The sequence below is a fragment of the Arthrobacter sp. ISL-28 genome (assembly GCF_018613875.1).
In the GTDB taxonomy this organism is placed as follows: Bacteria; Actinomycetota; Actinomycetes; order Actinomycetales; family Micrococcaceae; genus Arthrobacter.
Genome location: NZ_JAGGPJ010000018.1, coordinates 67,181 through 93,631 on the forward strand (window position 1 = coordinate 67,181; position 26,451 = coordinate 93,631).

The 26,451-nt window shown below is 66.7% G+C and carries 24 protein-coding genes and 1 pseudogene; 11 read left to right on the forward strand and 14 right to left on the reverse strand.

Annotated features, from left to right (window positions below):
• The first annotated feature begins 3 nt into the window (after positions 1-3).
• On the forward strand, positions 4-1,524 hold the full coding sequence (locus J7E80_RS14720) for a dihydrolipoamide acetyltransferase family protein (RefSeq protein WP_215052793.1): 1,521 nt from the start codon (positions 4-6) through the stop codon (positions 1,522-1,524).
• 34 nt (positions 1,525-1,558) lie between these two features.
• Positions 1,559-2,203: a phosphatidic acid phosphatase gene (locus tag J7E80_RS14725; RefSeq protein WP_215052871.1), complete on the forward strand. Its 645-nt coding sequence runs from the start codon at positions 1,559-1,561 to the stop codon at positions 2,201-2,203.
• Positions 2,204-2,265: 62 nt separating this feature from the next.
• Here the strand turns inward: J7E80_RS14725 and J7E80_RS14730 are convergent, their stop codons facing one another.
• The 3 genes from J7E80_RS14730 to J7E80_RS14740 all read right to left on the reverse strand — a co-directional run bounded on the left by J7E80_RS14730 (position 2,266) and on the right by J7E80_RS14740 (position 4,616).
• Complete coding sequence (locus J7E80_RS14730) at positions 2,266-2,604, reverse strand: hypothetical protein (RefSeq protein WP_215052795.1); 339 nt, start codon at positions 2,602-2,604, stop codon at positions 2,266-2,268.
• A gap of 154 nt (positions 2,605-2,758) precedes the next feature.
• Positions 2,759-3,190 carry a universal stress protein gene (locus J7E80_RS14735; protein ID WP_215052797.1) on the reverse strand — a complete coding sequence of 144 codons (432 nt, stop codon included), beginning with the start codon at positions 3,188-3,190 and terminating at the stop codon, positions 2,759-2,761.
• Between the two features lie 112 nt (positions 3,191-3,302).
• Entirely contained in the window at positions 3,303-4,616 is a 1,314-nt protein-coding gene (locus tag J7E80_RS14740) for a PLP-dependent aminotransferase family protein (RefSeq protein ID WP_215052799.1), read from the reverse strand.
• A gap of 136 nt (positions 4,617-4,752) precedes the next feature.
• On the opposite strand from J7E80_RS14740, the gene J7E80_RS14745 reads away from it, so the two are divergent.
• On the forward strand, positions 4,753-5,634 hold the full coding sequence (locus tag J7E80_RS14745) for an isocitrate lyase/phosphoenolpyruvate mutase family protein (RefSeq protein WP_215052801.1): 882 nt from the start codon (positions 4,753-4,755) through the stop codon (positions 5,632-5,634).
• An 88-nt stretch (positions 5,635-5,722) separates the two neighbouring features.
• Here J7E80_RS14745 and J7E80_RS23885 read toward each other — a convergent pair whose 3' ends face one another.
• Positions 5,723-6,607, reverse strand: coding sequence for a GerMN domain-containing protein (locus J7E80_RS23885; protein WP_251036905.1), 885 nt, complete (start codon positions 6,605-6,607; stop codon positions 5,723-5,725).
• Positions 6,608-6,871: 264 nt separating this feature from the next.
• Positions 6,872-7,438, reverse strand: a complete 567-nt coding sequence (locus J7E80_RS14755; protein ID WP_215052803.1) for an NAD(P)H-dependent oxidoreductase — start codon at positions 7,436-7,438, stop codon at positions 6,872-6,874.
• A 124-nt stretch (positions 7,439-7,562) separates the two neighbouring features.
• On the opposite strand from J7E80_RS14755, the gene J7E80_RS14760 reads away from it, so the two are divergent.
• Positions 7,563-8,177, forward strand: a complete 615-nt coding sequence (locus tag J7E80_RS14760) for a TetR/AcrR family transcriptional regulator (protein WP_215052805.1) — start codon at positions 7,563-7,565, stop codon at positions 8,175-8,177.
• 9 nt (positions 8,178-8,186) lie between these two features.
• Positions 8,187-9,287: a Gfo/Idh/MocA family oxidoreductase gene (locus tag J7E80_RS14765; RefSeq protein ID WP_215052807.1), complete on the forward strand. Its 1,101-nt coding sequence runs from the start codon at positions 8,187-8,189 to the stop codon at positions 9,285-9,287.
• A 90-nt stretch (positions 9,288-9,377) separates the two neighbouring features.
• On the opposite strand, the gene ald is transcribed toward J7E80_RS14765, so the two are convergent.
• The gene (ald, locus tag J7E80_RS14770; protein ID WP_215052809.1) at positions 9,378-10,496 is read right to left on the reverse strand and encodes an alanine dehydrogenase; all 1,119 of its coding nucleotides are present in this window, start codon (positions 10,494-10,496) and stop codon (positions 9,378-9,380) included.
• A gap of 235 nt (positions 10,497-10,731) precedes the next feature.
• Between ald and J7E80_RS14775 the strand changes: the two genes are divergently transcribed.
• Positions 10,732-11,949, forward strand: coding sequence for a CdaR family transcriptional regulator (locus J7E80_RS14775; RefSeq protein WP_215052811.1), 1,218 nt, complete (start codon positions 10,732-10,734; stop codon positions 11,947-11,949).
• Positions 11,950-11,958: 9 nt separating this feature from the next.
• On the opposite strand, the gene J7E80_RS14780 is transcribed toward J7E80_RS14775, so the two are convergent.
• A complete protein-coding gene (locus J7E80_RS14780) occupies positions 11,959-12,291 on the reverse strand; it encodes a hypothetical protein (protein WP_215052813.1) in 333 nt (110 codons plus the stop codon).
• A 212-nt stretch (positions 12,292-12,503) separates the two neighbouring features.
• A pseudogene (locus J7E80_RS14785) lies at positions 12,504-12,893 on the reverse strand (helix-turn-helix domain-containing protein); the annotation flags it as partial.
• A gap of 67 nt (positions 12,894-12,960) precedes the next feature.
• On the opposite strand from J7E80_RS14785, the gene J7E80_RS14790 reads away from it, so the two are divergent.
• On the forward strand, positions 12,961-13,836 hold the full coding sequence (locus J7E80_RS14790; RefSeq protein ID WP_215052814.1) for an alpha/beta fold hydrolase: 876 nt from the start codon (positions 12,961-12,963) through the stop codon (positions 13,834-13,836).
• A gap of 85 nt (positions 13,837-13,921) precedes the next feature.
• On the opposite strand, the gene ptsP is transcribed toward J7E80_RS14790, so the two are convergent.
• Positions 13,922-15,607, reverse strand: a complete 1,686-nt coding sequence (ptsP, locus tag J7E80_RS14795) for a phosphoenolpyruvate--protein phosphotransferase (protein WP_215052816.1) — start codon at positions 15,605-15,607, stop codon at positions 13,922-13,924.
• Between the two features lie 161 nt (positions 15,608-15,768).
• On the opposite strand from ptsP, the gene J7E80_RS14800 reads away from it, so the two are divergent.
• From J7E80_RS14800 to J7E80_RS14810, 3 genes are read left to right on the forward strand one after another with little or no spacing between them, the layout of a single operon-like run.
• Entirely contained in the window at positions 15,769-16,497 is a 729-nt protein-coding gene (locus J7E80_RS14800; protein ID WP_215052818.1) for a TetR/AcrR family transcriptional regulator, read from the forward strand.
• Positions 16,498-16,554: 57 nt separating this feature from the next.
• On the forward strand, positions 16,555-18,591 hold the full coding sequence (locus tag J7E80_RS14805) for a PTS mannitol transporter subunit IICBA (protein WP_215052821.1): 2,037 nt from the start codon (positions 16,555-16,557) through the stop codon (positions 18,589-18,591).
• A complete protein-coding gene (locus tag J7E80_RS14810) occupies positions 18,591-19,754 on the forward strand; it encodes a mannitol-1-phosphate 5-dehydrogenase (RefSeq protein ID WP_215052823.1) in 1,164 nt (387 codons plus the stop codon). Before J7E80_RS14805 ends, J7E80_RS14810 begins: the two co-directional genes overlap by 1 nt.
• 333 nt (positions 19,755-20,087) lie before the next feature.
• On the opposite strand, the gene J7E80_RS14815 is transcribed toward J7E80_RS14810, so the two are convergent.
• Positions 20,088-20,960, reverse strand: coding sequence for an SDR family oxidoreductase (locus J7E80_RS14815; protein ID WP_215052824.1), 873 nt, complete (start codon positions 20,958-20,960; stop codon positions 20,088-20,090).
• A 101-nt stretch (positions 20,961-21,061) separates the two neighbouring features.
• On the opposite strand from J7E80_RS14815, the gene J7E80_RS14820 reads away from it, so the two are divergent.
• On the forward strand, positions 21,062-21,451 hold the full coding sequence (locus J7E80_RS14820) for a helix-turn-helix domain-containing protein (protein WP_215052826.1): 390 nt from the start codon (positions 21,062-21,064) through the stop codon (positions 21,449-21,451).
• A gap of 19 nt (positions 21,452-21,470) precedes the next feature.
• Here the strand turns inward: J7E80_RS14820 and J7E80_RS14825 are convergent, their stop codons facing one another.
• The 4 genes from J7E80_RS14825 to J7E80_RS14840 form a co-directional block, all read right to left on the reverse strand.
• A complete protein-coding gene (locus tag J7E80_RS14825; RefSeq protein WP_215052828.1) occupies positions 21,471-21,812 on the reverse strand; it encodes a GNAT family N-acetyltransferase in 342 nt (113 codons plus the stop codon).
• 76 nt (positions 21,813-21,888) lie between these two features.
• Entirely contained in the window at positions 21,889-22,893 is a 1,005-nt protein-coding gene (locus J7E80_RS14830) for a pirin family protein (RefSeq protein ID WP_215052830.1), read from the reverse strand.
• Positions 22,894-22,984: 91 nt separating this feature from the next.
• On the reverse strand, positions 22,985-24,424 hold the full coding sequence (locus tag J7E80_RS14835) for a sugar porter family MFS transporter (protein WP_215052832.1): 1,440 nt from the start codon (positions 24,422-24,424) through the stop codon (positions 22,985-22,987).
• Positions 24,425-24,610: 186 nt separating this feature from the next.
• Positions 24,611-26,263 (reverse strand): MDR family MFS transporter, encoded by a 1,653-nt coding sequence (locus J7E80_RS14840; RefSeq protein ID WP_215052834.1) that lies wholly within the window; start codon positions 26,261-26,263, stop codon positions 24,611-24,613.
• Positions 26,264-26,451: the final 188 nt, after the last annotated feature.

Below are 26,451 nucleotides of genomic sequence, written 5' to 3' on the forward strand. Positions count from 1 at the left end.
CCCATGACTCTTAACAAGTTCAACCTCCCCGACGTGGGCGAGGGCCTGACCGAGGCCGAGATTGTCTCCTGGAAGGTCAAGCCGGGGGACACGGTGGCCATCAACGATGTCCTCTGCGAAATCGAGACGGCCAAGTCCCTCGTGGAACTGCCGTCCCCGTTCGCCGGCACCGTCACGGAACTGCTTGTTCCCGAAGGCGTGACGATCGACGTCGGGACGGCCATCATCAGCGTTTCCGACGACGTTTCCGGTGACCCCACTCCGGCCGACGTCCCGCTGCCCCCCTTGCAGGAGGCCGAGCCCGAGCCGCTCATGTATGGGAAGCTGCACCAGCACCCCCACGAAGCGGCTTCCCACAGCGGTGCTGCCGCAGGCGGTCCGGCGGGCGGCCCGCTGGTGGGCTCCGGCCCGAAGGCCGACGCCGTTAAGCCGCGCCCGCGGAAGGCGTCCGCCAGGCCCGTGGTCCAGGCTGTTGAGACCGGAGGTCCCGCTCCGCTGGCCGAGCCTGGGATTTCGACAGGCTCAATCAGCGGTACGGCTCCGCTGGCCGAGCCCGGGATTTCGACAGGCTCAATCAGCGGTCAGGAGAAGCCCACCCTTGGTGGCGCCATCACCGGGCTGATGAGCAAGGTCCTGGCGAAGCCGCCGGTACGGAAGATCGCCCGGGACCTGGGCATTGACCTGGCCGATGTGGTGCCCACCGGCGCCCGCGGCGAGGTGACCCGGGAAGACCTGGTCAGCTACCAGGCCCAGCGGGACGCGGAGCTGGACAAGGCGGACACCTTCTGGGGCAAGTCGGGCCGGCCGCAGGACCAGCGGATCGAGCGGATCCCGGTCAAGGGCGTCCGCAAGGCCACCGCGAAGGCTATGGTGGATTCGGCGTTTTCGGCGCCGCACGTCAGCATCTTTGTGGATGTTGATGCCAGCCGCACCATGGAATTCGTCAAGCGTCTCAAGGCTTCGCGCGATTTCGAGGGGATCAAGGTTTCCCCGCTCCTGATCCTCGCCAAGGCAGTCATCTGGGCTGCAGCCCGCAACCCCAGCGTGAACGCCACCTGGGTGGACGACCCGGCCGGCAGCGATGCCGCGGAAATCCACGTCAAGCACTTCATGAACCTCGGCATTGCCGCGGCCACCCCGCGCGGCCTGATGGTGCCGAACATCAAGAACGCCCAGGACCTTTCCCTCAAGGAGCTGGCCCTGGCGCTGAACGACCTTGCCACCACCGCGCGCGCCGGCAAGACGCAGCCGGCCCAGATGCAGGGCGGCACGTTGACCATCACGAACATCGGGGCCCTGGGCATCGATACGGGCACGCCCATCATCAACCCGGGTGAAGTCGCCATTGTGGCCTTCGGGACGATCAAGCAGAAGCCCTGGGTCCTGGACGGTGAGGTCATCCCGCGTTGGATCACGACGCTCGGCGGGTCCTTCGACCACCGGGTGGTGGACGGTGACCTGTCTGCACGCTTCATGGCCGACGTCGCCGCCATCCTTGAAGAGCCCGCCCTGCTCCTTGACTAGGCTCCCTTAGATGAACGGGCCCGTTGACGGCAAGATGCGGAATCGCCCAGCGCACCCGGATCCTCCCCTCATCGGGATCTGCGCAAAAAATCGGGCCGCCAGGCTGCTTTCCGAGGTGTTCCAGCCACCCGTGGTGGTGACGGTGCTCCTGCTGGTGAGTCCTGCCCTCGAGCCCGGCTTCCCCGGAAACGCCTGGTTCGGCGCTGTCGCGGCGTTTTTTGTGTGCGTGCTGCCGCTGGGGGCCGTCCTGGTGCTGGTGAAGCTCGGAAAGGTCACCGACCACCATGTCAGCAGGCGGGAGCAGCGGGCTCCGGTGCTTGCCATGGCTTTCGGATCGCTCCTCTTGGGGCTGGGAGTGCTGACGGCGATCAATGCCCCGAAGAGCGTCGTCGTGATGGTTCTGGCCATCGTGGGCGGGGTGGTGGTCACCGCCGTCGTCAGCCTTTTCTGGAAGATCAGCGGGCACGCGGGTGCGATTGCGGCGTCGACCGCCATCGCCGTCCTCATGCTGGGTACAGCGTGGAGCCCGCTGCTGCTCCTGATTCCTGCAGTCGCCTGGTGGCGGGTGGTTGTGCGTGCCCACACCCTGGCCCAGGTCGTCGCGGGCGCACTCCTTTGCGGCGGCCTCATCACGTGGCTCTGGTGGATGCTGACGGAGCTAACGGTCCACGCTGGCTGACGGGGACCGCCGCCAGGCGGGGTCAGCTCCCTCGGCGGAAGGGCCGGTCCAGCAAACGCCGGTCAGTAGGCCGGGTAGGTGGACATCAGCTCGGCGAGGGCGGGATCGGCGGCGAGGCCTGCAAGGTTGACCGCGGCCGTGATCATGACTGCGGTCAGCCCAGCAATGCAGCCGGACACGGTGGCCAGGAACTTCCAGTCATCGCGCATCACGCTCCCCACCGTGTCGGGCAGCCGGAGGTCCGGCGAAATGAGGTTCGGGGCGCTGTCCACCGAGCCGTCGTCCAGCAGGGCGACGACCCGGCCCACACTCCGATCCAGCCGCATGGAGCAGATGTGGTTGCCGTGGCGAGCAAGGAGGATGTCGTGGCCGACGAGCTGGCGTCGCTGAAGCGTAAGCATTTTCGGTTCCCTGGCGTAGTGGGTGCTGGACTGTCCGCACCATCGGGGGCACCTTCAATTTTACCGTTGCAACGCCGGCAATCCCCCGAAAACCGGGTGAGACTGCCCACCAGCAGCCGTGACGCGGGTCAACTCGGGCCGAAGCCCGGCCGACCTAGTCGGCGCCGTACGTGTTGGCGATATAGACGTCGCAGGGTGCATTGTGGGCGACGCTGTTGGCCACGCTTCCCAGCACCCGCCCGAGGCCCTGCATGCGCCGGTTTCCCACCACGATCATCCGTGCCTCTAAACGCTCCGCCTCCCTGATGAGGGCGTCGGCCGGCTTGCCCCGCGCCGCCGAATACGTGACCGGGAGGCCGCCGACGGCGAGGCTCGCGGCAACGTCCTTGGCGACCTTTTCAGCTTCTCCGGCATCGGAGACGATCCACTTGTCGCTCCCGCTGCCGAACACCTCGGTCCGGTCAGTCTCGAAGGCCGACACCACGTGCAGCGTCGCGCCCAGCGCTACGGACAGATCCCGGGCTGCCTCCGCAGCCTTGCGGGCGGTTCCGCTGCCATCCACACCCACAACAATGATTCCGCTCATGGTCCCGCTCCTCTTCGTTCGCCACAGCCGGGTGCGCGCTGCCTCTGTGCATCCTGCGTCAGCCCGGCCGGGCCCGTTCTCAGGCTACAGCGCAACCCGGGCCCACAGCAGGTCAGGCTTCCGCCTGTCCTCCGGTGGCTGCATCAATAGCTTCCTGCAGCACGGGCGCGAGCCGCCGCACGCCTTCGTCAATGGCCTCCGGGGGTACGGCGCTGAACGCCAGGCGCAGCTTGTTGGACGGTTCGTCCGAGTGGCTGAAGGCCGCACCGGGAATAAAGACGACGCCGGCATCGATCGCCTTCCGCAGCAGAGGGTAGGTGTCCACGCCTTGCGGAAGGGTCACCCACACGAAGAAGCCGCCCTCGGGCCGTGTCCACGTCAGCCCGTCAGGCATGTGCTTCTCCAGCGCTTCCAACATCGCGTGGCAGCGCTCGGCGTACAACCCGCGGTAGGTCTGAATCTGCCCCTTCCAGTCGTAGTCCCGCAGATACGCCGAAACCAGCATCTGGTTCAGCGTGGGCGGGCACAGCGTCACGGCTTCGGCGGCCAGGTAGTAGCGGCGCTGCAGGTGGGCCGGGACGAGCGCCCAGCCCATGCGCAGCCCAGGGGCGAAGATTTTGGAGAACGACCCCATATAGATGACGTCGTCCGGGTTGGCGGCCCGGAGCGGTTCGAGCGGCTTCCCGTCGAAGCGCAGCAGGCCGTAGGGGTTGTCCTCAAGCACCAGGATGTTGGCCCGACGGCAGATGTCCACCACCTGCTGCCGCCGCTCCTGCGCCAAGGTGATCCCGGAGGGGTTGTTGAAGCTGGGGATGGTGTAGAGGAACTTGATGTTTTTTCCTGCGGTCTGCAGCGCGGCGATCCTGGCCTCGAGAAGGTCAGGCACCAGACCGTCGTCGTCCATGACCACCGCCTCAACCTGCACCTGGTACGCCTCGAACGTATTGAGGGCGCCCACATAGGTGGGATCCTCCACGAGGACGACGTCACCCGGGTTGCAGAAAACCTTGGCGGCCACGTCCTGGGCCGACTGCGAGCCCGCGGTGATCACCACGTTCTCGGGTGCGGCGTCCAGGATGCCCTCCGCGGCCATGACGTCGCAGATCCGGGTGCGCAGCTCTTCCGTGCCCTGGCCCCCGCCGTACTGGAGTGCGGTCAGCCCGTCCTCAGCGATGATCCGCGCGGCGGTCTGGGCCAGTCTGTCCAGCGGGAGGGACTGCAGGTACGGGCTTCCGCCCGCAAGCGAGACGAGCCCCGGGCGCATGGAGATGTCGAAGACGTCCCGGACAGCTGACTGTTTGATGTTTGCTGCGCGCTCCGAGAAGAGTCCCTCGTGGCGGTGGGCTGAGGTTGCAGCCCTCTCGATCGCGTCAATGGCTTCGGCGGGCAGGACGGCTGCGGCGGCGTCAAGTGTCTCGTGGGTCACAGTCCCTAGGATACATCCAACTGTTGCCAGTGGAACAACACTTGTTGCCTTCACGCTCGCTTCGGGCGTCTGTGCTTGCCTGCAGTCCTTTACCTGTGGTGCTTTACCTGAGACCGCCCAGGGCATGGAATAGAGCATGACCACCTCCCAGTCACTTCCAGCCCCAGTTCCCGCCCAGCCCGTGAAGGCAGCTGCCTTCCGCGAACTCCACGCGGAGGGACCGGCCCCCCTGGTGCTGGTGAATGTGTGGGATGCGGCGTCGGCAAAGGTGGTGGAGGAGGCCGGAGCCCACGCCCTTGCCACGTCAAGCTCGGCCATCTCATGGAGCCTGGGCTTTCCGGACGGCAACCAGCTGCCTCAGGCCCTCGCCATGGGGGCACTCAGCCGGATCGTAGCGGCAACGGACCTGCCGGTGACGGCAGACATCGAAACCGGGTACGCGGGCTCGGACGGCGCCTTCGACGATGCGATGCTGCGGCAGACCATCGTGGCCGTGCTGGCGTCGGGGGCCATTGGCGTGAATATCGAGGACTCCGACGGGGAACCGCTGACGGACGTGGCCGAGCAGGCCAGAAGGATTGGCGTCATCAGGGCCGTCGCTGAGGAAGCAGGGGTGCGGCTCTTCATTAACGCCCGGACGGACACATTCCTTTCGGGGCGCTTTCCGGACTCGGCCTACGACGAAACGCTGCGGCGGGCGCCGGCCTATCTGGCGGCCGGAGCGGACGGGATCTTCGTTCCCGGCGTGACGGACCTGCACATCCTGCACGAGCTCTCGCGCAGGATTCCAGCACCCTTGAACGCCCTGGCAGGCGTCGGCGCGCCCTCCGTCGGGGAACTTCATGACGCCGGTGTGCGGCGGATCAGCATCGGCGGCAACACGGCGAAGGCTGCTTACGCAACGGTATCCCGGGTGGCTGCAGACGTCCTGGGCGACGGCAACTGGTCGGAACTCGCCGGAGCCCGCAGTCATGCCGAAATGGACGCGCTTTTCACCCGGGCCAGGCCGCGCGAGTGACGAGCACCGCCCGCGGCGGCCAGCGCCCCCTCTAGCGCAGGCAGAGCCCGTCGCTATCGCAGGCCCGTCCCCAGCGCGGGCTCAGGACCTAGCGCAGGCTCAGAACGTCGGCCAGCCTGACGCCGTCGACGTAAATCTCCGCCCGGATGGCCCCCACCGCCGTGACGGCGGTGTGGGTGAGCTGCGCTTCAATCCGCGGGATGTCGCAGGCGCCGCCCGGTTGCACCGAGCCCGTGAGGTTGACGACCACCGTGGCGCCATCAAAGTATCCGGAAACGTATTGCAGCGCGGACGCGTCCAGCGCGCTGTACAGTCCCACGGGCGTCGGAGTCCGGCCTTCGGACAGCAGCTGGCTCATGGCAGCCTGGAGCGGCTCGCGGATCGAAGGATCGGCCGTGTGGACGGCAACCAGGCTGTCGTTGCAGCCGAACCGCACACCGGAACTGCCGCCGTCATCCAAAGCCACGTAGTACACCGCTGTTCCGACGGCGCTGCCGACCGGGCCGGCGGCGAACCCACCGCTGGATTCAGCGCCGGATCCGGGCCCCGCACCCGGCGCTGCTTCCGGCGCGGGGGAGGCTGGCGTTCCGGCGGCAGGAAGCTCCCGGACGGCGGGTGCGTTGGCAGGCCGTTCCGAATCTTGTCCGGCCGGCACTTCGGCTTCAGGCGGGGAAGCAGGTGCGTAACCGCGTGGCGGGACGGCCGCAATGCCTGAGCCGGCTCCGGACCCCGATCCCGGTTCTGCGCCGGAGATCCGGCCGGGTTCCGGAACCGGCAGTACGGTCGGCGGGGGTGCTGCCGCCTCGGACGGACTTGGGGCGGGAGCAGGCTGGGGGGCGGGGGCCGCGGCTGGTGCCTGCCCGGCGCCGGGGGAGCCCGGAAGGGGCATGCAGGACCCGAGCCACAACGGAAGCATCAGGCAGAAGGCGGCAAACGCCGTCGTACGTGCCCTGCCACCCTGGCTGGTCTTCATGACTGCACCGCACTTCCTGCTCCGGTACGTCCCGTAACTCAACGTTACGGCGGCGGAAGTCGGGGTGGAACGGGATGCCGGTGACAGTTCGGCTGCAGCTCAGTCACGGAACGGTTGCGCCGGGCTGCACCAGCCAGTGAGGATCCATGCCTGCCGGAAAGGCTACAGCCCCGGCAAAACGTCTCCGGCAAAATGCCTGGGCAGAAAACGCCCCCGGCAGGTCGGCTGCCGGGGGCGTTTGGGGGATGAGGCGTCGAGTCGAGACTAGGCTGCAACCCTGGTCAGCTCGGCAGCTGCGAGGGCGCTGAAGATGCCGTTGATCTGCTCGACAACCTCGGCGTCGTCCTTCGGGTGGGTCTCGGCGAAGCGGACCATGGAGCCGGGGACGGCGAGCTTGACGTCCTCAAGGACGCGGGCACCGGCGATGCCGACGGCTTTGCGGGCCTCGTCCTGTGCCCAGACGCCGCCGAACTGGCCGAAGGCGGTGCCGACGACGGCGGTGGGCTTTCCCGTCAGGGCGCCGGCGCCGTACGGGCGGGACAGCCAATCGATGGCATTCTTCAGGGAAGCGGGCATGGTGCCGTTGTGCTCCGGAGTGACCAGGAGGAGGGCGTCGGCCTCGTTCGCTGCGCTGCGCAGGGCTGCGGCGGCTTCAGGGACCTGGCCCTCGATGTCGATGTCCTCGTTGTAGAACGGGAGGTTGCCCAGGCTCTCGTAGATCACGATGTCGAGATCCTCAGGAGCGTTCAGCTGGATGGCCTCGGCGAGCTTGCGGTTGGTGGAGTCGGCGCGGAGGCTGCCGACCAGGACGAGTACGGTGCTCTTGGACATGTGAACTCCTTGTGTCAGGCCGCGGAACGGTCCGCCGGCTGCTGGTTGTGGAGGCGTTTGGTGCCTTCACTGATACTAAACGGACTACGGTCCGGATGTTATTCCCCGGACTAGAATGTTTCTTGTGAGCCTCATCCCAATCCGCCCAGGATCGGCGTCCGGTGGCGGGCCGCCGGAACGCAGGGACGCCGCCCGGAACCGGGAACTGCTGCTCGCCGCCGCCCGGGAGCTGATCGACGAATGCGGGGCGGACGGGCTCACCATGGACAAACTCGCTGAACGCGCCGGGGTGGGCAAGGGGACCGTCTTCCGCCGCTTTGGCAGCCGTGCGGGGCTCATGATGACCCTGCTCAGTGATGCCGAGGCCGAGTTCCAGGGCAGGTTCATGTTCGGTCCGCCGCCGCTGGGTCCCGGGGCGCCGCCCCTTGACCGGCTGATCGCCTTCGGTGCCGGACGCATCGGCTACGTCCTGGAGTACGGTGACCTCGCCCGGGCCGCAGACCATTCGCTCTACAACCGTTTCGAGGTTCCCGCTGTGGTGCTCTGGCACCGGCACATCGAGTACCTCCTGCGCGCCGCCGGCTTTGACGCGGACCCGTGGCTGATGGCCATGTCACTCAGCGCCACCCTCGACCCGGAGCGGCTGCTCCATGCCGTCCGGGTGCACGGCGTTTCCCCGGAGCGGCTCGAGGAAACGTGGCGCGAACTCGTGACGCGCGTGGTCGGATCCGCGGAGTAGCGTTGCACCATGAGCACCGATTCCTCCTCCTCGCCCCTTTCCGCGGCCTCCCGGCCGGAGCCGAACGACGCACATACCATCCGCACCGCCGTGGTGGGCTACGGGCTCTCCGGCAGCGTCTTCCACGCGCCGCTGATCGCGGCGGACTTCCGATACTCGCTGGACGTCATTGCCACGTCGGACGCCGGGCGCCAGGCGGCCGCCGTCGAGCGTTATCCGGGGGTGAGGACAGTGCCCGACGGCGACGCCGTCCTCGCCCTTGCGGCGGACCTTGACCTTGTGGTGCTGGGAACCCCGCCCGCCACGCATTACCCGCTGGCGAAGGCCGCCCTGGAGGCCGGGCTGGACGTGGTGGTGGACAAGCCGTTCGCGGTGACCAGCGCGCAGGGGCGGGAGCTGATCGGCCTGGCCGAGCGGCTGGGCCGGGTCCTGACCGTGTTCCAGAACCGGCGCTGGGACGGCGACTACCTGACCGTCAAGGGACTGGTGGAGAGCCGCGCGCTCGGCCAGGTGACGCGGTTCGAATCACGCTTCGAGCGGTGGTCTCCCGAAGTGTCGAAGGCGTGGAAGGCGGAGGCCACGGCGGCAGACGGCGGCGGCGTCCTGTTCGATCTCGGCACCCACCTGCTGGATCAGGCCCTCGAACTCTTCGGACCCGGCGAAGTGGTTCACGCGGAGCTCGAGGCCCGGCGGCCCGACGAAAAAGTGGATGATGACTGCTTCCTGGTGGTGCGCCACGAGTCCGGTGTGCTCAGCCACCTTTGGATGAACATGCTCTGCGCCCAGCAGGGTCCGCGCTACCGGCTTCTCGGGTCCGAGGGCGGCTTCACCAAGCACGGTGTGGACCCGCAGGAGCCGTACATCGTGGCCGGCGGAGGTCCGCTGGACGAGGAATACGGTGTGGAGGACCCCGAATGGGCCGGGACGCTGGGCCGCAACGGCCACCTCGACCGCGTGTCCACCGAACGCGGCGCCTATCCGGAGTTCTACCGGATCCTCGCCGACAAGATTTCCGACGGCGGCACCGCCTCGGCGCTGCCCGTCCCGGTTGACCCGGCGGGCCCGGTCGAAGTCCTGAAACTCATCGAAAAGGCGCGGGAGCTCGCTTAAACACCAATCGACTGCTCCGTAACTGCCCTTATGAGGGGTCAAAAGGGCGCTTACGGAGCAATCGATGGTGGGGTGTTGCGCGGTGGGGTGTTACGCGGAGACCAGCTGGTGCCAATCCGCTACCAGGGGCAGGTTGTGGGCCTCGGAGACGGAGTGGTGTGCCACGTGGCCGGCGGCGATGTTCAGCCCGGCGGCAAGGGCGGGGTCCTTCTCGAAGGCGGCCTTGACGCCGAGGTTGGCCAGCGAAATGCCGTAGCGGAGTGTGACGTTGGTCAGCGCATACGTGGAGGTGTTCGGGACGGCGCCGGGCATGTTGGCCACGCAGTAGAAGATCGTGTTGTGGACCTTGTATGTGGGTTCCTGGTGCGTGGTGGGGTGGGTGTCCTCAAAGCAGCCGCCCTGGTCCACGGCGATGTCCACGAGTACGGAGCCGGGCTTCATGCGGGCCACGAGTTCGTTGGTGACGAGCTTGGGAGCCTTGGCGCCGGGGATCAGCACGGAGCCGATGACCAGGTCCGCGTCCACGACTGACTTTTCGATCTCGTACTTGTTGGACGCGACCGTCTTGAGCCGGCCCTGGTACTGGGCGTCGAGTTCGCGCAGGCGGTTGATGTTGATGTCCAGGATGGTGACGTCCGCGCCCAGGCCCAGGGCCATGGCGGCGGCGTTGGTGCCGGCCACGCCGGCGCCCAGGACCACGACCTTGGCGGGACGGACGCCGGGAACGCCGCCCAGGAGAACGCCTTTGCCGCCGGCGGGCGCCATCAGGGAGGTCGCGCCGACCTGGACGGACAGCCGGCCGGCAACCTCGGACATCGGGGCCAGCAGGGGAAGGGTGCGGCCTTCCTGGACGGTCTCGTAGGCGATGGCCGTGACGCCGGAGTTGATGAGCTCGCGGGTCAGTTCCGGCTCCGCAGCGAGGTGGAGGTAGGTGAAGAGGATCAGGCCCTTGCGGAAGCGGTGGTATTCGGCCTTGATGGGTTCCTTGACCTTCATGACCATGTCGGCGCGGGCCCAGACCTCGTCGGCGTCGGCGACGATTTCGGCACCGGCAATGGCGTATTCCTCGTCCGTGATGCCCGAGCCCAGGCCTGCGCCGCGCTCCACGAGGACCGTGTGGCCGTGCGTGCGGAATTCGTGAACACCGGCGGCAGTGATGGCGACGCGGAATTCGTTGTTTTTGATCTCTTTGGGGACACCGATGATCATTTTTTGGGCTCCATGTTCGATGGCTTTTGTGGGCCGGAAGTTGCTGGGGAGTTGTGTTTCCAGAATAGATCCGGCTGTGAGGCAGGTGACAGGAAACGTTCCTGCCGGAGCAATGGAAACCCCGGAATTCCGGGGTTTTTTCGAGAATGATCTCGACGTTTGTCGAGTCTGGAAGCGTCAAGTGTCGCCTGCTGTCCGTTCGCCGGAAACGCCCTCGGGGACGTAGTCTTGCTGCATGCAGCACGACGTGGAACAGCTCGTGGAGCGGGTGGCACAGAAGCTGGGCCGCGGGCTGTCGCTTGAGGACCTGGACGGGCTTCTGCTCGCGTACAGCTCCAATCAGTCGCACGCCGACAGGGTCCGCGTGAACTTCCTCCTCAGCAAACGCGTGCCCGTGGACGTCAAGGCGTGGCAGCTCTCGCACGGGATCGCCACGGCGGTGCGTCCCGTCGTCGTTCCCGCGAACGAGGAGCTGGGCATGCTGGGACGGGTGTGCGTCCCGCTGATGGTCCGCGGTTTCCGCGTGGGGTACCTCTGGGTGCAGCAGGACGTTGAGGAGGAAAGTGCGACGGCGATTCTCACCCAGCTGCCCGACGTCCGGGATGAGCTTGAGCTGCTCTCTGGGCTGCTGCTGGATTCCAACACCGCCGAGTCTGAATTCCGGCGCAGCCGTGAACGTGAATTCCTGGCGGCCTGCGCCGGCGAGGCCAATGCCGTGGCTGCCGTGGCGGGCTGGAAGGAAGTGCAGGACCGCGGACCGTGGCAGCTGGTGACGGTCCTGGATGCCGACGGCTGGTCGGCCGGCCCGGATCCGATCGCCTCCACGCTCATCCACCGGGCCGCCGCACTGCAGGCAACCATCGGCGTGGACGCCGCCCTGTTCAGTGCCGGGGCCGAAACCCACTCCGTGGTGCTCTTCCGGGAATCCACCGGCCGGGCCAACCACGCCCAGGTGCTGGTGCATTACCAGCTCGAACTCGCCAAACGTTCGGGGCGCCCGGTCGAACGCATCATCCTCGGAATCAGCGAGGGCTTCACCCGGACCAAGGAGCTGGCGGAGGCGTACCGCCAGTCCAAGGTGGCTGCCCAGGCTGCGGCGGTGGATGCCCAGCTCGGTGAACTCGTGGATTGCCGGGCCACCGGCGTCTACCAGCTCCTCGCATCAGCCGGCGGCGGCGCCGGCGTCTGGGGCGACGCCGGATCCGTGAACTTCCGCGCGCTGGAGGACCACGACCGCGACGGGGAACTGCTGCCCGTGCTGGAGCTCCTCTATGACAACGACGGCTCCGTTCAGGACGTTGCCGCGAAACTGCACCTGCACCGCAGCAGCATCTACAACCGGCTGGGCCGGATCCGTCAGATCGTGGGGGTGGACCCGCTCAAAGGGATGGCCCGGCTGGAACTGCATGCCGCCCTCAAAGCGCGGCGCTGGGCGGCACGGCCGCGGATCTAGCCCGGAAGGTCAGGCCGCATTGCCTTCGCGGCGCGTGCGCCGTTGACCGGCATGGTGATCCGGCTGGCGCTGTTCGCCGATCTGCTCAGCAGCGGGTTGCTCAGCAGCGGGCTGGTCAACAACGTGGTCTGACGCTGCGGGGTTGGGAATCTGCGGCCGGCCCTGAAGCTGGCTCCGGCGCTTGGAAATCTTGCCTTCGGCCCACATTGAGACCGCAACGTAGGCCACACAACTGGACGTGAAGATGGCCGTGTTGTTCAGGTGCACGATCATTCCGAGTACGGCAGACACGCCCATGGCGGCAATGCCCGCCACAATGTGCAACCCCCGGAATCTCAACACGAGTACAGAGTAACCCCGGCCGCAGGCCCATTTCCCGTGATTCGGGGGATCGTTGCTTGATCCTTATCCCGCCGTCACTGAGGAGCGGCGGCGCGTCATTTTTGCCCGGTGCCCCTCTTGTGCCCGATGTCGCTGTTGTGTCCGGTGCCCCTCTTGTGCCCGATGTCGCTGTTGTGTCCGGTGCCCCTGTCCGCTTCGTCGTCCGGGAGATGGCCGTCCCGTTCTGCGGCGGCCTGTTTCTTCTTCTGCCCTTCGAGCCAGGTCATGATCGCGGCCAGCCGGATCCGGCGGTGCGTTCCGCGGTATTCCACCGGTATTTCGCCCCGGTCCGTCATGTTGCGCAGGTAGGTGTGCGAGATTCCGGCGAGTTCCGCAGCCTGGGAGGTGGTGAGCATCTCCTCCACGCTGCTTACCGTCACGGCTTCGCCGCGGCTGAACCTGGCCAGGAGGTCGACGACGGCGTCCCTCGCCTGGGGCGGCAGGCGGTGGACCGTGCCGTCCACGAACACGGTGATATCAGTGCCGCCTTCGAGCGCGTGCTGGAGTCTCTGCGCATCCTCGGCGGGAAGGGCGCCCGCCACCCTGGGAGCTATCAATGCCATGGCAGAAGCCTAACTGCTGCCATGGTGATGGCCCCGGGCCGCGGCCCTGGCGGGGTATGCTCAGCGGATGAAACTGGGCGACGGGACGGACGTGTCCGCGAACGGCCTGACGGGCCGCCTGTACTTGTCGGCCGCCGCTCCAGGGCAGGAGCGCGGATCCTCTAAGCCCCGGTCCTCTCAGCCCGGCTCCTCCCAGCAAGAGTTCGGCAACGCGGAACGGCCGTCCAAGACGGGCGGGCAGGTCTTCGTGCTGCTCCACGGCATCGGGGTTTCGCACCGTTACCTAGCCCGGCTGCACCTTGAACTGGCCAGCGGCAGGCAGGCGCGCGACGCCGTCGTCTATTCCTTCGATCTGCCGGGGTTCGGCGACACGCCGCGACCCGGCCGCCAGGTGTCGGTAGGTGAATATGCGGCTTTCGTCGCCGCGGTCCTCGCCGACGCCGGTGTCCAGTCCTGCGTGGTGGTGGGCCACTCCATGGGCGTCCAGTTCGCGGTGGAACTCGCCCTTCAGGAGCCGGACCTGGTCAGCCGCGTGGTGCTCATGGGACCGGTCGTGGATCCTGCCCGGAGGAGCGCGGCCTGGCATGCGCTGGCCCTGACGCGCGATGCACTGCTCAGCGAAAGCCCGTCCACCAACCTCGTGGTGTTCGGCGACTACTTCAAGGCCGGGCTCCGCTGGTACCTGACCGAGCTGCCGGTGATGCTGGCATACCCGTTGGAGACGCGGGTGTGCGGCGTTGACCAGCCTGTGCTCGTGCTCCGGGGCAGCAGGGATCCGATCGCGCGCCGTCCCTGGTGCGAGTTCCTCGCCTCCCAGGCGCAGCATGGAACGTTTGTGGATGTGCTGGGACGCGGGCACGTGGTCCAGGACAGCGCCCCGGAGGCCGTGGCCCAGGCCATTGTGCACTGGGCCAGCACGGCGGCCGACGATGTCACGGCCTAAGCGGGATCCGCCCGCGTAGCGGCCGACGCCGGCACCCGGAAGGATCCGGGCACCGGCTTCAACTTAGGGTGAATGGCCTGATGAGCTACAGGCCGAGCTCCTCCAGGACGGGAAGCTTTTCCCGGACCCACGCGCGCGCCTCGGTGGCGCTGGGAGCGGAGAGGGCCAGCTTCGCGAGCTCCTGCGCCTCGGCCAGCGTGACGGTCTTGAGGACCGCGGCTACCGCAGCCAGGGACCGGGCAGTCATGGACAGGGTGGTCACCCCGAGTCCGGTCAGCACGACGGCGAGGGCCGGGTCCGCTGCTGCCTCGCCGCAGACACCCACAGGCTTGTTGTGGCCCTCTACCGCCGCGCCTTCCACCGTCAGCCCCACGAGGCGCAGCACCGCGGGCTGCCAGGGCGTGTTCAGCCCGGCAAGCGGGCCGAGCTGGCGGTCGGCGGCCATGGCGTACTGCGTGAGGTCATTGGTGCCGAGGCTGGCGAAGGCCACTTCACGCAGGATGGTGTCGGCGGTGAGTGCTGCGGATGGCACCTCCACCATGACGCCCGGGGTCTTGATGCCTGCATCGGCGCACATCGCCGCGAAGCGGGCAGCCTCCTCGGCTGTGGAGATCATCGGGGCCATGACCCAGACGTCAGCCTCGGACTGCTTCTCGGCGAGGGCAATGGCCTCCAGCTGGCGGTCGAGGACGCCCGGAGTGGTGAAGTCCGTGCGGTAGCCACGGACGCCGAGGGCGGGATTGGGCTCCGTGGAGTCGGTCAGGAAGGGCAGCGGCTTGTCGGCGCCGGCGTCCAGTGTCCGGAGAACCACCTTCTTGCCCGGGAAGGCGTCGAACACGCCCTTGTAGGCGGCAGCCTGCTCCTCCACGGTGGGCTCGGTGTCGCGCTCCAGGAAGCAGAATTCGGTACGGAACAGTCCAACGCCCTGCGCGCCGAGCTTGGCTGCGGCCTCGGCGTCCTTGGCGCCCCCCACGTTGGCGAGGAGCGGGACCAGATGGCCGTCCGCCGTCGCGCCTGTGCCGCTGAACTCGGCGAGGAGGGAGGCCGTGGCCGCCCATGCCTCTGCTGCGGCATGCAGCGATTCGTCCGGGCTGGCCGTGACGGAGCCTGCGGCGCCGTCCACGTAGACCTCCGTGCCGTCCGGCAGTTCGTCCACGCCCACGGCGGCGACCACGGCCGGCAGGCCGAGCGAGCGGGCGATGATAGCCGTGTGCGACTGGGGGCCGCCGCCGGCCGTGACAAGCGCGAGGACCTTGTTGGGATCCAGGGTGGCAGTGTCCGCAGGCGCCAGGTCTTCGGCCACAAGGATGAACGGCGTCTCCGAGGTGGGAATGCCGGGGGCGGGAACCCCACGGAGCTCCGCCACGATACGGGCGCGGACATCCAGGATGTCGGTGGCGCGCTCTGCCATGTAGCCGCCGAGGTTGTGGAGCATCTCGGAGACCGAGGAGCCGGATTCCCAAATGGCACGCTGGCTGGACATGCCGCGGGCAATGAGCTTCGCGGCGCCCTTGATCAGCATCGTGTCCTTGGCCATGAGTGCTGTGGCTTCCAGGACGGCCTTGCCGTCGCCAGTGGCGTGGTCGGCACGCGCCTTCAGCTCATCGTGGACTGCATTCGCCGCTGCCTTCAGCGCCGCCGTCGCGTCCTCCGGCGAGGTGCCCGGAGGCAGTTGCTCGCCGGCCGGAGGTTCACTGATGGGTTTGGGCATCTGGCGGATGGTGCCGATGATGCGGCCGGGGCTGACGCCAACTCCTGGGAAGTTCTGCACTGAAGGTCCTCGTTCTCTGCCGGTAGCCAGGCCCGCCGGTCTCTACCCGGACTGGTCCGGGCGATCCGGAACAGCTACGTCCGGTGGTTTTTTGCGGTGCCTGAAAAAAGTGTATGTGATGCAGTTCATATAGCGTTGCTATAGGTGCTAGGGTAGCGGTTATGAGTTTCGATGGCCAGCTACCGCCTAAGACGAGGCTGCTGCGTGCGGCAGCCGAGTTGCTGGCCAAATCCGCGGGAGCACCTGTCTCCACCCGCCAGATCACCCAACTGGCCGGGGTGACTGCGCCTACCCTGTACCACCACTTTGGTGACAAGGAAGGCCTGTTTGACGCTGTTGTATCCGCGGGGTTCGAAGAATATGTGGCGGGCGAACGGGACTTCGCCCCGTCCGGACAGCCGCTGGAAGACATCCGGCGGATGTGGGACAACCACGTGCAGTTCGGGCTGAACCAGCCGGAACTGTATCTGGTCATGTTCGGTAACATCCGGCCCGAGAGCCGCCCGTCCATCGTCGCCGATGCCGAGGCACTCATGGAGGAGATGCTGAACAAGGCCGCCGCGGCCGGGCAGCTGAACGTCCAGCCGAGGGAAGCTGCCAGAAGCATTCTGGCAGCCAACGTGGGCGTCACGCTCATGCTGATCGCGGAGCCGGCCACGGACCGGAACCTCGAACTCTCCACAATGACAAGGGACGCCATGATCTTCGCGGTGTCCACCGACCAGGCAAAGGCCGCGTCACCGGATGATTCCGGCAAATCATCGGTGGTGGTGGCGGCCATAGCCCTGAATGCGGCGCTGCAGGCCTCGCACTCGGACCAGCTCTCCAGCTCCGAACTCAAGCTCTTCCTCGAATGGCTCCACCGGATCTCCGGCAGTTCCTCCGGCTAACTCCACGAATCATCGGACCACCCTGCGATGCAGCAGGAATCACGGTTAGGAAATCACATGGCAACAGAGACAGTTGCGAAACCCCGCACCAGCATGCGCGTAGGCGTCCAGAAGTTCGGGACGTTCCTGTCCGGCATGATCATGCCCAACATCGGCGCCTTCATCGCCTGGGGCCTCATTACCGCGCTCTTCATCGAGAAGGGCTGGATCCCGGTCCCGCAGCTTGGCGGCTTCGGCACCAACGCGGAGGGGGTTGCGAACACGGGGCTCGTGGGTCCCATGATCAAATACCTGCTGCCTCTCCTGATTGCCTATACCGGCGGCCGGATGGTCTATGACGTCCGGGGCGGCGTTGTTGGCGCCATCGGCACCATGGGCGTGATCGTCGGTGCCGGCATCCCGATGTTCATTGGCGCCATGATCATGGGCCCCCTCGGCGGCTGGACCATGAAGAAGCTCGACTCAATCTGGCACGGCAAGATCCGGCCCGGCTTTGAGATGCTGGTGAACAATTTCTCCGCCGGCATCTGGGGTGCGCTGCTCGCCATGCTCGGCTTCTACGGCATCTCCCCGTTGGTCACGGCCTTCAGCACGGCCGCGGGCAACGTGGTTCAGTTCCTGGTCAACAACGGACTGCTGCCCTTGACCAGCATCTTCATCGAACCGGCCAAGGTGCTGTTCCTCAACAACGCCATCAACCACGGCGTGCTGACGCCGCTGGGCATCCAGCAGTCGCTGGAGCAGGGCAAGTCCATCCTGTTCCTGCTCGAAGCCAACCCCGGCCCCGGCCTCGGTATCCTGCTCGCCTACATGTTCTTCGGCAAGGGCCTGGCCAAGGCCTCGGCTCCCGGTGCCGCCATTATTCAGTTCCTCGGCGGCATCCACGAGATCTACTTCCCCTACGTGCTGATGAAGCCGGTCCTCATCCTCGCCGCAATCGGCGGCGGCATGACCGGGATCGCGACGCTGGCCCTCACGAACTCCGGCCTCGTGGCGCCGGCGGCCCCGGGATCCATCATCGCGGTGGTCGCCCAGACCGCCCGGGACAGCTACGTCGGCGTGATCCTTTCGGTCCTGCTCGCCGCCACCGTGTCCTTCCTGATCGCGTCGGTAATCCTGAAGGCCAGCAAGACCCCTGTGGGTGAAACCGAGGAGGAAAGCCTCAGCGCCGCCACCTCAAGGATGGAAGAAATGAAGGGCAAGAGGAGCTCGGTCGCCTCCGCGCTGACCGGGGCGGGTGGTGGCGGCGTCGGCGTGATGGCCGGCCCCGTCAAGAACATCGTGTTCGCCTGCGATGCCGGCATGGGTTCCAGTGCCATGGGCGCATCGGTGCTGCGCAACAAGATCAAGGCGGCTGGCTTCCCGGACGTCACGGTAACCAACGCGTCCATCGCAAACCTCAGCGACGCGTACGATGTGGTCATCACGCACCAGGACCTTACCGAGCGCGCCAAGCCAGCCACGGCCAGTGCCTTCCACGTCTCGGTGGACAACTTCATGAACAGCCCGCGGTACGACGAAATCGTGGAACTGGTCAAGAGCAGCAACGCACCGGAAACGGCCGACGGCGGTGCGCCCGCCGCTGCCGCTCCCGCCGCTGCTGCCGCAGGCGCCCACGGGGCGCACGTTGCCGAGACGCCCGCGAAAGCTGCCGTGCCGCCGTCGGACATCCTGGTGGCGGACAGCGTGATCCTCAACGGCACGGCGACAACCCGCGATGCCGCGATCGACGAAGCGGGCCAGCTGCTGCTGGCGCGCGGGGCCGTGGACAACGACTACATCCTCGCCATGCACGAGCGCGAGGAATCCGTCTCCACTTACATGGGCAGCTACCTGGCGATCCCGCACGGCACCAACGCCGCCAAGGACCACATCATGAAGTCGGCTGTCTCCGTGGTCCGCTATCCGGACGGCATCGACTGGAACGGCAAGCAGGTCAAGTTCGTGGTGGGCGTGGCCGGCATCAATAACGAGCACCTCCACATCCTGTCCTCCATCGCGAAGGTCTTCACGAACAAGGCCCAGGTGGCGCAGCTTGAGGCCGCAACATCTGTGGACGAAGTGCTGGAACTCTTCGGAAAGGTCAACGCATAGTGAAGGCAGTACATTTCGGAGCCGGAAATATCGGCCGCGGATTCGTGGGGCTGCTGCTGCACGAGGCCGGGTACGAGGTGGTGTTTGCCGATGTTGCGGAGGACCTCATCGCCCAGCTTGCCGCAGCGGACAGCTACAAGGTCCACGAGGTGGGGGAGAACCCCACCGTGCGCACCGTGGATAACTTCCGCGCGATCAACTCCGGGACCCAGGAGCACGTGCTGATCTCGGAGATCACGACGGCGGACATCGTCACCACCGCCGTGGGGCCGCACATCCTGAAGTTCGTGGCCCCGGCGATCGCCAAGGGGATCGCCGCCCGGAGCGCTGGTTTGGCACCGCTGCAGGTGATGGCCTGCGAGAACGCGATCAATGCCACGGACATCCTGCGTGAGGCGATTGTCTCCTCCTGGGACGACGCCGCCGGGCAGCTGGCGGACGCGGCGGTGTTCGCCAACACCGCCGTGGACCGGATCGTGCCCAACCAGGAACCCGGCCAGGGCCTGGACGTCACGGTGGAGACGTTCTACGAGTGGGTCATTGACCGCACGCCCTTTGGGGGCGCCGCACCCGTCATTCCGGGAGCGACGTTCGTGGACCAGCTCGGCCCGTACATCGAGCGCAAGCTCTTCACGGTGAATACGGGCCACGCCTCCGCCGCGTACTTCGGCTTCGAGGCCGGGCTGGAGAAAATCTCCGATGCCATGGCCGACCAGGACGTGGCGGCGGATGTGCGGGCGGTGCTCGACGAGACCAAGCACCTGCTGGTGGCCAAGCACGGCTTCAGCCACGACGAGCAGGAAGCGTACGTGCAGAAGATCCTCAGCCGTTTCTCCAACCCGCATCTGCCGGACACCGTGCATCGTGTGGGCCGGGCGCCGCTGCGCAAACTCAGCCGGCACGAACGGTTCATCGGTCCGGCCGCTGAACTGGCTGAGCGCGGAATCGTGCCGGAGGCCTTGCTCGGGGCGATTGCCTCCGCGCTGCGCTTCAACGATCCCGCCGACGCCGAAGCGGTGGAGCTCGGGCAGATCCTGGCCGGTATCCCTGCCGAGGAGGCAACGGAACGCATCACCGGCCTCACCGCTGCCCATCCGCTGTTCCCGGCCATCTGCGGCCTCGTGGAGGAGCGTAAAGCGGAAGGCATCACGGCCGCGGTCTAGGAAGAGCAGTCCAGGAAGCGCAGTCTAGAAATCCTCGTCTAGAAAGCGGGTCGGAAACCACTGGCAACGCACGACGCCGGAACTCACCTCGAGTTCCGGCGTCGTGCTTTTAGTGTTCATAAGGCGTGGTGTTCAAGTGGCCGCCCAGTACAAACCCTCCCGCACTTCCTGCCGCTACTTTCCGGACCCTCCCGCACTTCCTGCCGCTACTTTCCGGACCCTCCCGCAGTCGGTGTTCACAAGGGCTTCACTTGGGGCAGTTACTGAGGGAGGGTTGGGGGTTTGGTTGCGTGATGTGAGGGAGGGTTGGTACTCCGCCGCTGGGATCGTGCGCTAGCGGCCAGAGAGGGTTCCGGCGGCTGCCTGCACTGCCTGGCGCATCGGGGTGGTGGGCCGGCCGATGAGCGCGCTGAGGTCGCCGCTGGTCACGAGCAGGTCCCCGCGGGCAATGCCGAGGTCGCTGTCGGCCAGGATGGCGGCATACTGCTCCGGGACCCCGGCGTCCACCAGCACCCGGGCGTAGTCTGCCGACGGCAGGTCCTGGTACTTCACCGGCTGTCCTGTGGCTTCGGTGATCTCCTCGGCGAGCTCACTGAGGGTGAACGGTTCGTCGCCCCCGAGTTCGTAGACCTTCCCGGCCTGGCCGTCCTGGAGCAGCACCACTGCGGCAGCGTGGGCGTAGTCTGCGCGGATGGCGGCACTGATTTTGCCGTTACCGGCGCTGCCGAGCACTGTGCTGTGCTGGAGGTGCACGGGCAGTTGCTCGGTGTAGTTCTCCAGGTACCAGCCGTTGCGGAGCAGGGTGAACGGCACGCCGGAAGCTTGGAGCGCCTCCTCCGTTGCCTGATGTTCTGCTGCAAGTTGCATGCCCGTGCTGTCAGCCTTGGCCACGCTGGTGTAGGCAATCAACGCAACGCGGGCCTCCTTTGCGGCATTGATGGCATTCTGATGCTGCTCAACGCGCTGGCCCACTTCATTTCCTGAAATCAGCAGCACCTTCTCGGCTCCCTTGAACGCTTGGCGCAGGGAGTCGGGGTCGTTGTAGTCGATGGCGCGTACCTGAACGCCGCGCCCCGCGAGATCGGCGATCTTGGTGAGATCCCGGCCGGTAGCCACGATCTGTTCGGCGGGAACGTCGTGGTCGAGAAGTGCTTCGACGACGAGGCGGCCCAGCTTGCCTGTGGCGCCGGTGATGACGAGAGTCATGATTGTCCTTTCAGAAGTGGAATGACTGTCACCCTCTGCAACCCGGGGAGCAGCCAGTAGCTTCCCAAAAGAGAGTACGCACTTTAAGGTAAGGTACTGGCATGAAAGTAAGTCCCCCAGCCAGTGCGCCTGTCTCACCCTTCCCTGACGGCATTTTCCCGGCCGGCTGCCCCAGCAGGATCGTCCTGGACCACGTCACGAGCAAATGGGGCGTCCTGATCCTGATGGCACTTGCCGAGGGCCCGCAGCGCTGGAGTGAACTGAGAAGGCGCGCCGAAGGCATCAGCGAGAAGATGCTTGCCCAGACACTGAAAACCCTTGAAGGTGATGGCTTCCTACGGCGCGATGCCCAGCCGGTCATTCCTCCCAGGGTCGACTACAGCCTCAGTGACCGCGGCCAGGAGCTCGCCGCGCTGATGTTGCCGTTGGTGGCCTGGATAGCGGGGCACGCAACGGAAATAATCGGCACTGGTTCGGGCAGAGATTCCTGACTCCCACCCGCGCGCCCGATCAGCGGCGGGCGAGGACGGCGCTGAGGAACTCCAAGTGGGCCGGGGTTGGCTTCGTGGTGTTCGGGCCGTATTCGGGGTGCTTGGTGAGGAACTTCTTGATGTAGGGGCAGACCGGGACGATGGTGATGCCGTCCGCTACCGTCTCGTCCAGTGCCTGGGTGGCGAGCCGTGCCGCAAGCCCCTGGCCGCCGTACTCGTCGTCGATGGCCGTGTGATAGAAGATGCGCTGGGCCTCCCCGGCGTTGTACTCCCTGTAGGCGGCCTGCCCAATGACCTTGCCGCCGTTGATCACTTCAAACCGGGACCGCTCCGGGTTGTTCCGGATGATGATGTTGCTCATGGAGTCTCCTGGGATAGTTTCGGGCACTTGCTCAGGACCGGATCATTCCCGGTCAGTACGGTGTGAGGCCCGTCACTCAGTCCCGGGGCCGGAGGCGGGTGGTGGGCAATGCCGGGGCCGGCAGGGGCGCTGGTTGCCCGGGAGGGAAGGTGCCGAAGCGCGGGCTGTCGCCGGTGTTCCATGCGGGACTGCCAGGCGGATTGTCCGCGCCGATCTCGGCCTGCCACTGCTCCCGGTAGGTGACGATTTCCTCGTGGCTCCGGCCGACGAAATTCCACCACATGAGGATTTGCTCGCCCAAGGGTTCCCCGCCGATGAGGAGCGTCCGCACCGGCTCGTCGCCCGCAGTGAGTGTCAGGGACAGACGGCCCACCGGCAGGAAGGCCAGATGGTCCTCGGCCAGCGAGTGCCCGTCCAAGTGCAGGATGCCCGAGTCCAGCAAAATGCCATGTTCAAAAGTCGGATCCGTGGTGAGTTCCAGCGTGGCGCCGGGCTCGAGCAGGATCTCGGCCCCGAGGAGCGGGGTGTGTGTCGTGACCGGGGAAGTGCTTCCGGAGAGGGAGCCCAGGAAGACGCGCAGGGTCCATCCCTCACCTGTGACAGGTTCGGGGCGGTAGTTCTCGAACGTCGGTTCGATGTGGCGGGCCGCCTCCGGCAGGGCCACCCACAGTTGGGCGCCGTGCAGGACATCGGTGTCCGGGGTGGAGAATTCCGAGTGGCTGATGCCTTTGCCGGCGGTCATCAGGTTGATTTCGCCGGGCCGGACCATGGCGTGGAAGCCGGCGGAGTCCCGGTGCTCGACCTCTCCGGTGAAGAGCCAGCTGACCGTCTGCAGGCCGGTGTGGGGGTGCCGGGGAACCTTCATTCCCCCGGAAGCGCGGACATGGTCGGGCCCGTAGTGGTCGAGGAAGCACCATGCGCCGATGAGGCTGCGCTGCCGCTGCGGCAGGGTGCGGCGCACGTCCATGGCACGCGGCCCGCCCAGCGGGACGGCGCGGGGCGCAAGCATCTCGATGTCGGAAGCGGCGCCTTGCGCGGCCTCGCAAAGCATTTCCCGGGGGACGGCTTCGGTGTTGCTCATGTGGACAAGCCTAGACCCGGCAGGACGGCAGAAGGCGCCAACGTTCCAATGGAACGTTGGCGCCTCCGCATGTCCAGGGGGTAAGGGCCGGTTAGACCTTAACGGACCCCTTCGGAACAAACAGGGTTTCGGCCTGTTCCAGTGACATGCCGTTCGTCTCCGGCACCTTGTACATGACGAAGAAGAAGGAGGCTGCCGCGAAGAGCGCGTACATGGCGTACGTCAGCGGCAGTGAACCGGCGGCCATCACGGGGAAGCTCAGGGTGATGACGAAGTTGGCGATCCATTGGGCGGCGGCCGCCAGGCCCAGGGCGCGGGCGCGGATCCGGGACGGGAAGATTTCGCCCAGCAGCACCCACACGAGCGGGCCCCAGGAGGCGCCGAAGCTGACCACGAAGACGTTGGCGGCAACGAGGGCAACAGGGCCCCAGGCGCCGGGAAGGGAGATCTCCGAGCCGCTGCCGGTGGATGAGGCGAAGGCCACGGCCATGGTGGCCAGCGAGGCCGCCATGCCGATCGACCCCACCAGCAGGATGGGCCGGCGGCCGATCCGGTCCACGAGGGCGATGGCCACAAGGGTCACCAGGATGTTGGTGACGGAGGTTGCCACCGATATGGCCAGCGAGTCCTTCTCCTGAAAGCCCACGGCCTTCCACAGCGTGGTGGAGTAGTAGAAGATCACGTTGATGCCCACGAACTGCTGCAGCACGGACAGGATGATGCCGATCCACACTACCGCCTGCAGCCCGAGGACCTTGCCGCGCAGCGAGCCCTTCTTGCCGGCCAGCTGGTCTTCCTCGATGGCCTCGCGGATTTCACGCAGGTGGCGGTCGGTGTCCTCGTTCGGTGCGATGGAGTCGAAGACCTTGCGCGCCAGGTCTTCCTTGCCCTGGAAGACCAGGAAGCGCGGGGACTCGGGAAGGGTGTAGGAGATGGCACCGTAGACCACGGCAGGAAGGGCGGCCGCCAGGAACATCCAGCGCCAGGCTTCAATGCCCAGCCAGAGGGGCTGGTTGGCGCCGCCTGCGGAGGTGGCGAAGAGCGCGTCGGAGAGCAGCGCGGCGAAGATGCCGGTGGTGATGGCGAGCTGCTGGAGCGAGGCCAGGCGTCCGCGGACGTGGCGCGGCGAGATCTCGGAGATATAGGCGGGCGCGATCACCGATGCCAGGCCGATGCCGAGGCCGCCCACGAGCCGCCAAAAGATGAGGTCCCAGACGCTGAACGCGAAGCCGGTGCCGATGGCGCTGACAAGGAACAGCAGCGATCCCAGCTTCATGGCGGGAATCCGGCCGTACCGGTCCGCCACCTTGCCCGCCATGTACGCGCCTGCCGCGCAGCCCAGCAGGGCGACAGCCACGGCGAACCCGGTGACGCCCTCGCTCAGGGCGAATTCGTCTTTCATCGCATCGACGGCGCCGTTGACTACGGACGAGTCGAAGCCGAACAGGAAGCCGCCCACGGCGCCGGCAAGCGCCAGCCAAATGACCCGCTGCGGGATCTTGGCGGTTGGTTGCTCGGTGGCGGTGGACATGGATCTCCCTCGGGTTTGGGGGTGGGTGGATGCGGTGCGGACGTCGTCGGCTGCGGATACCGGCCCAGACTGCCGGCGCACACGCGCCTAACAGTGTGCCATGTCACCGGCTGCTGTTCCACTTCAGGACACAAGACGACGACGGCGGGACATCCCGCCGTCGTCGTCTTGTGTTGGGTGTGGCCGCTAGTGGGCGGCGACTGTCTCTTTTGCTGCCGCCGTCGGGTCCGTGAGCTTCTTGTTGGGCAGGGCGAAGCTGATCAGGAACGCGATGCCGGTGAGCGCCGCGGCCGTGAGCATCACGGCGTCGATGGACTGGGCGAAGCCCTCCGTGATGGGCCGGGTCAGCACCGGGTTGGCCGAGTGGAGCCAGCTGGTGTCGTTCAGGGACTCGTTGGTGGCGCCGTTCCTGAAGAACTCGTACAGCTTCGCGTTCGCTGGATCGGCGGCCACGGCGGGGTCCTGGAGAACTTTGAGGAACGCGGTGTTCTGCATGGCGTCCTTCATGCCGCCAGCGATCCTGTCGGCCGCGAGGCTGAAGAGCATGGAGATGAACACCGCGGTTCCCACGGCGCCGCCCATGGAGCGAAAGAACGCCGCGGACGACGTGCCCACGCCCATGTCCTTCGGCGGGACGGAGACCTGCATGGCCAGGGTGAGCGGCTGCATGCAGAAGCCCAGACCGAGTCCGAAGAACACTGCGATCAGGCCCGGAACCCAGAGGCCGGTGTCCACGCCGAGGGAGAGCCCCATGGCGACGGCGGCCGCGGTCAGGACGGCGGTGCCCAGGACCGGGAAAATCCGGTAGGTGCCCGACGCGGAGATGGTCCGTCCGGCGGTGATGGAACCGGTGAGGATGCCCACGGTGAAGGTGATCATCATCAGGCCCGCCTCGGTGGGCGTGAGGCCCTTCACCAGCTGGAGGTACATGGGCAGCATGGCGATGGCGCCGAACATCCCGATGCCGATGATGAAGTTCAGCAGCGAGGACAGGCCGAAGGTGAGGTTCCGGAAGAGGCGAAGCGGGATGAGGGCGTAGTCGCCGGCGCGCTGCTCGGCCAGCAGGAACGCGATGATGCCGACGACTCCGAGGCCGATACAGAGAAGGGAGGCCGCCGAGGTCCAGCCCCAGGTCCGGCCCTGCTCAGCCACGAGCAGGAGCGGCACGATGGCCAGGGTGATGGCGGCGGCACCCCAGTAGTCGATCTTCTGCTTCACGTGCTTGGCGGGCAGGTGCAGGTAGAGGAAAACGACCGCCAGCGCTGCCAGACCGATCGGGAGGTTGATGAAGAACACCCAGCGCCATCCGTCGAAGCCGAGGATGTGTGAGGAGCCCGCGAAGGCCCCGCCCACCACGGGCCCGAGCACCGAGGAGATGCCGAAGACGGACATGAAGTAGCCCTGGAACTTGGACCGGTCCTTGAGCGAAACGATGTCGCCGATGATCGTGAGCGCCAGGGCCAGCAGGCCGCCGGCGCCCATGCCCTGGATGCCGCGGGCAATGGCCAGCTCGGTCATCGAGTGCACCGAGCCGGCGTACAGGGAGCCGGCCAGGAAGATCATAATCGCGGCCAGGTACAGCGGGCGGCGCCCGAAGATGTCGCTGAGCTTGCCGTACAGCGGGGTGCTCACCGTGGAGGTGATGAGGTAGGCCGTGGTGGCCCAGGCCTGAAGTGAGAGGCCGTCGAGGTCGTTGGCGATGGTGTAGATGGATGTGGACACGATGGTCTGGTCCAGCGACGACAGGAACATGCCGAGCATGAGCCCCACCATGACGGTGATGGTCTGGCGCTTGGTCAGGGCCTCTCCCGGTGCGGGGCCGGCGGTGGTTTTGGACATGGTGGCTCCAAGGGAAATGGGGGGATTGCGATTAATAGTTGCTTTCAGTAACTATCTTACGGGCCGCTTTGTTCCCCGCCTGCAGAAATTTCTGGCTCGGACCGGCATAGGGGGTTAGATCTTGGCGCTCAGGGACGTTCTCAGTGCCGACACCGCACGCATCACCGCCGACTTCTTACCAGCGCACC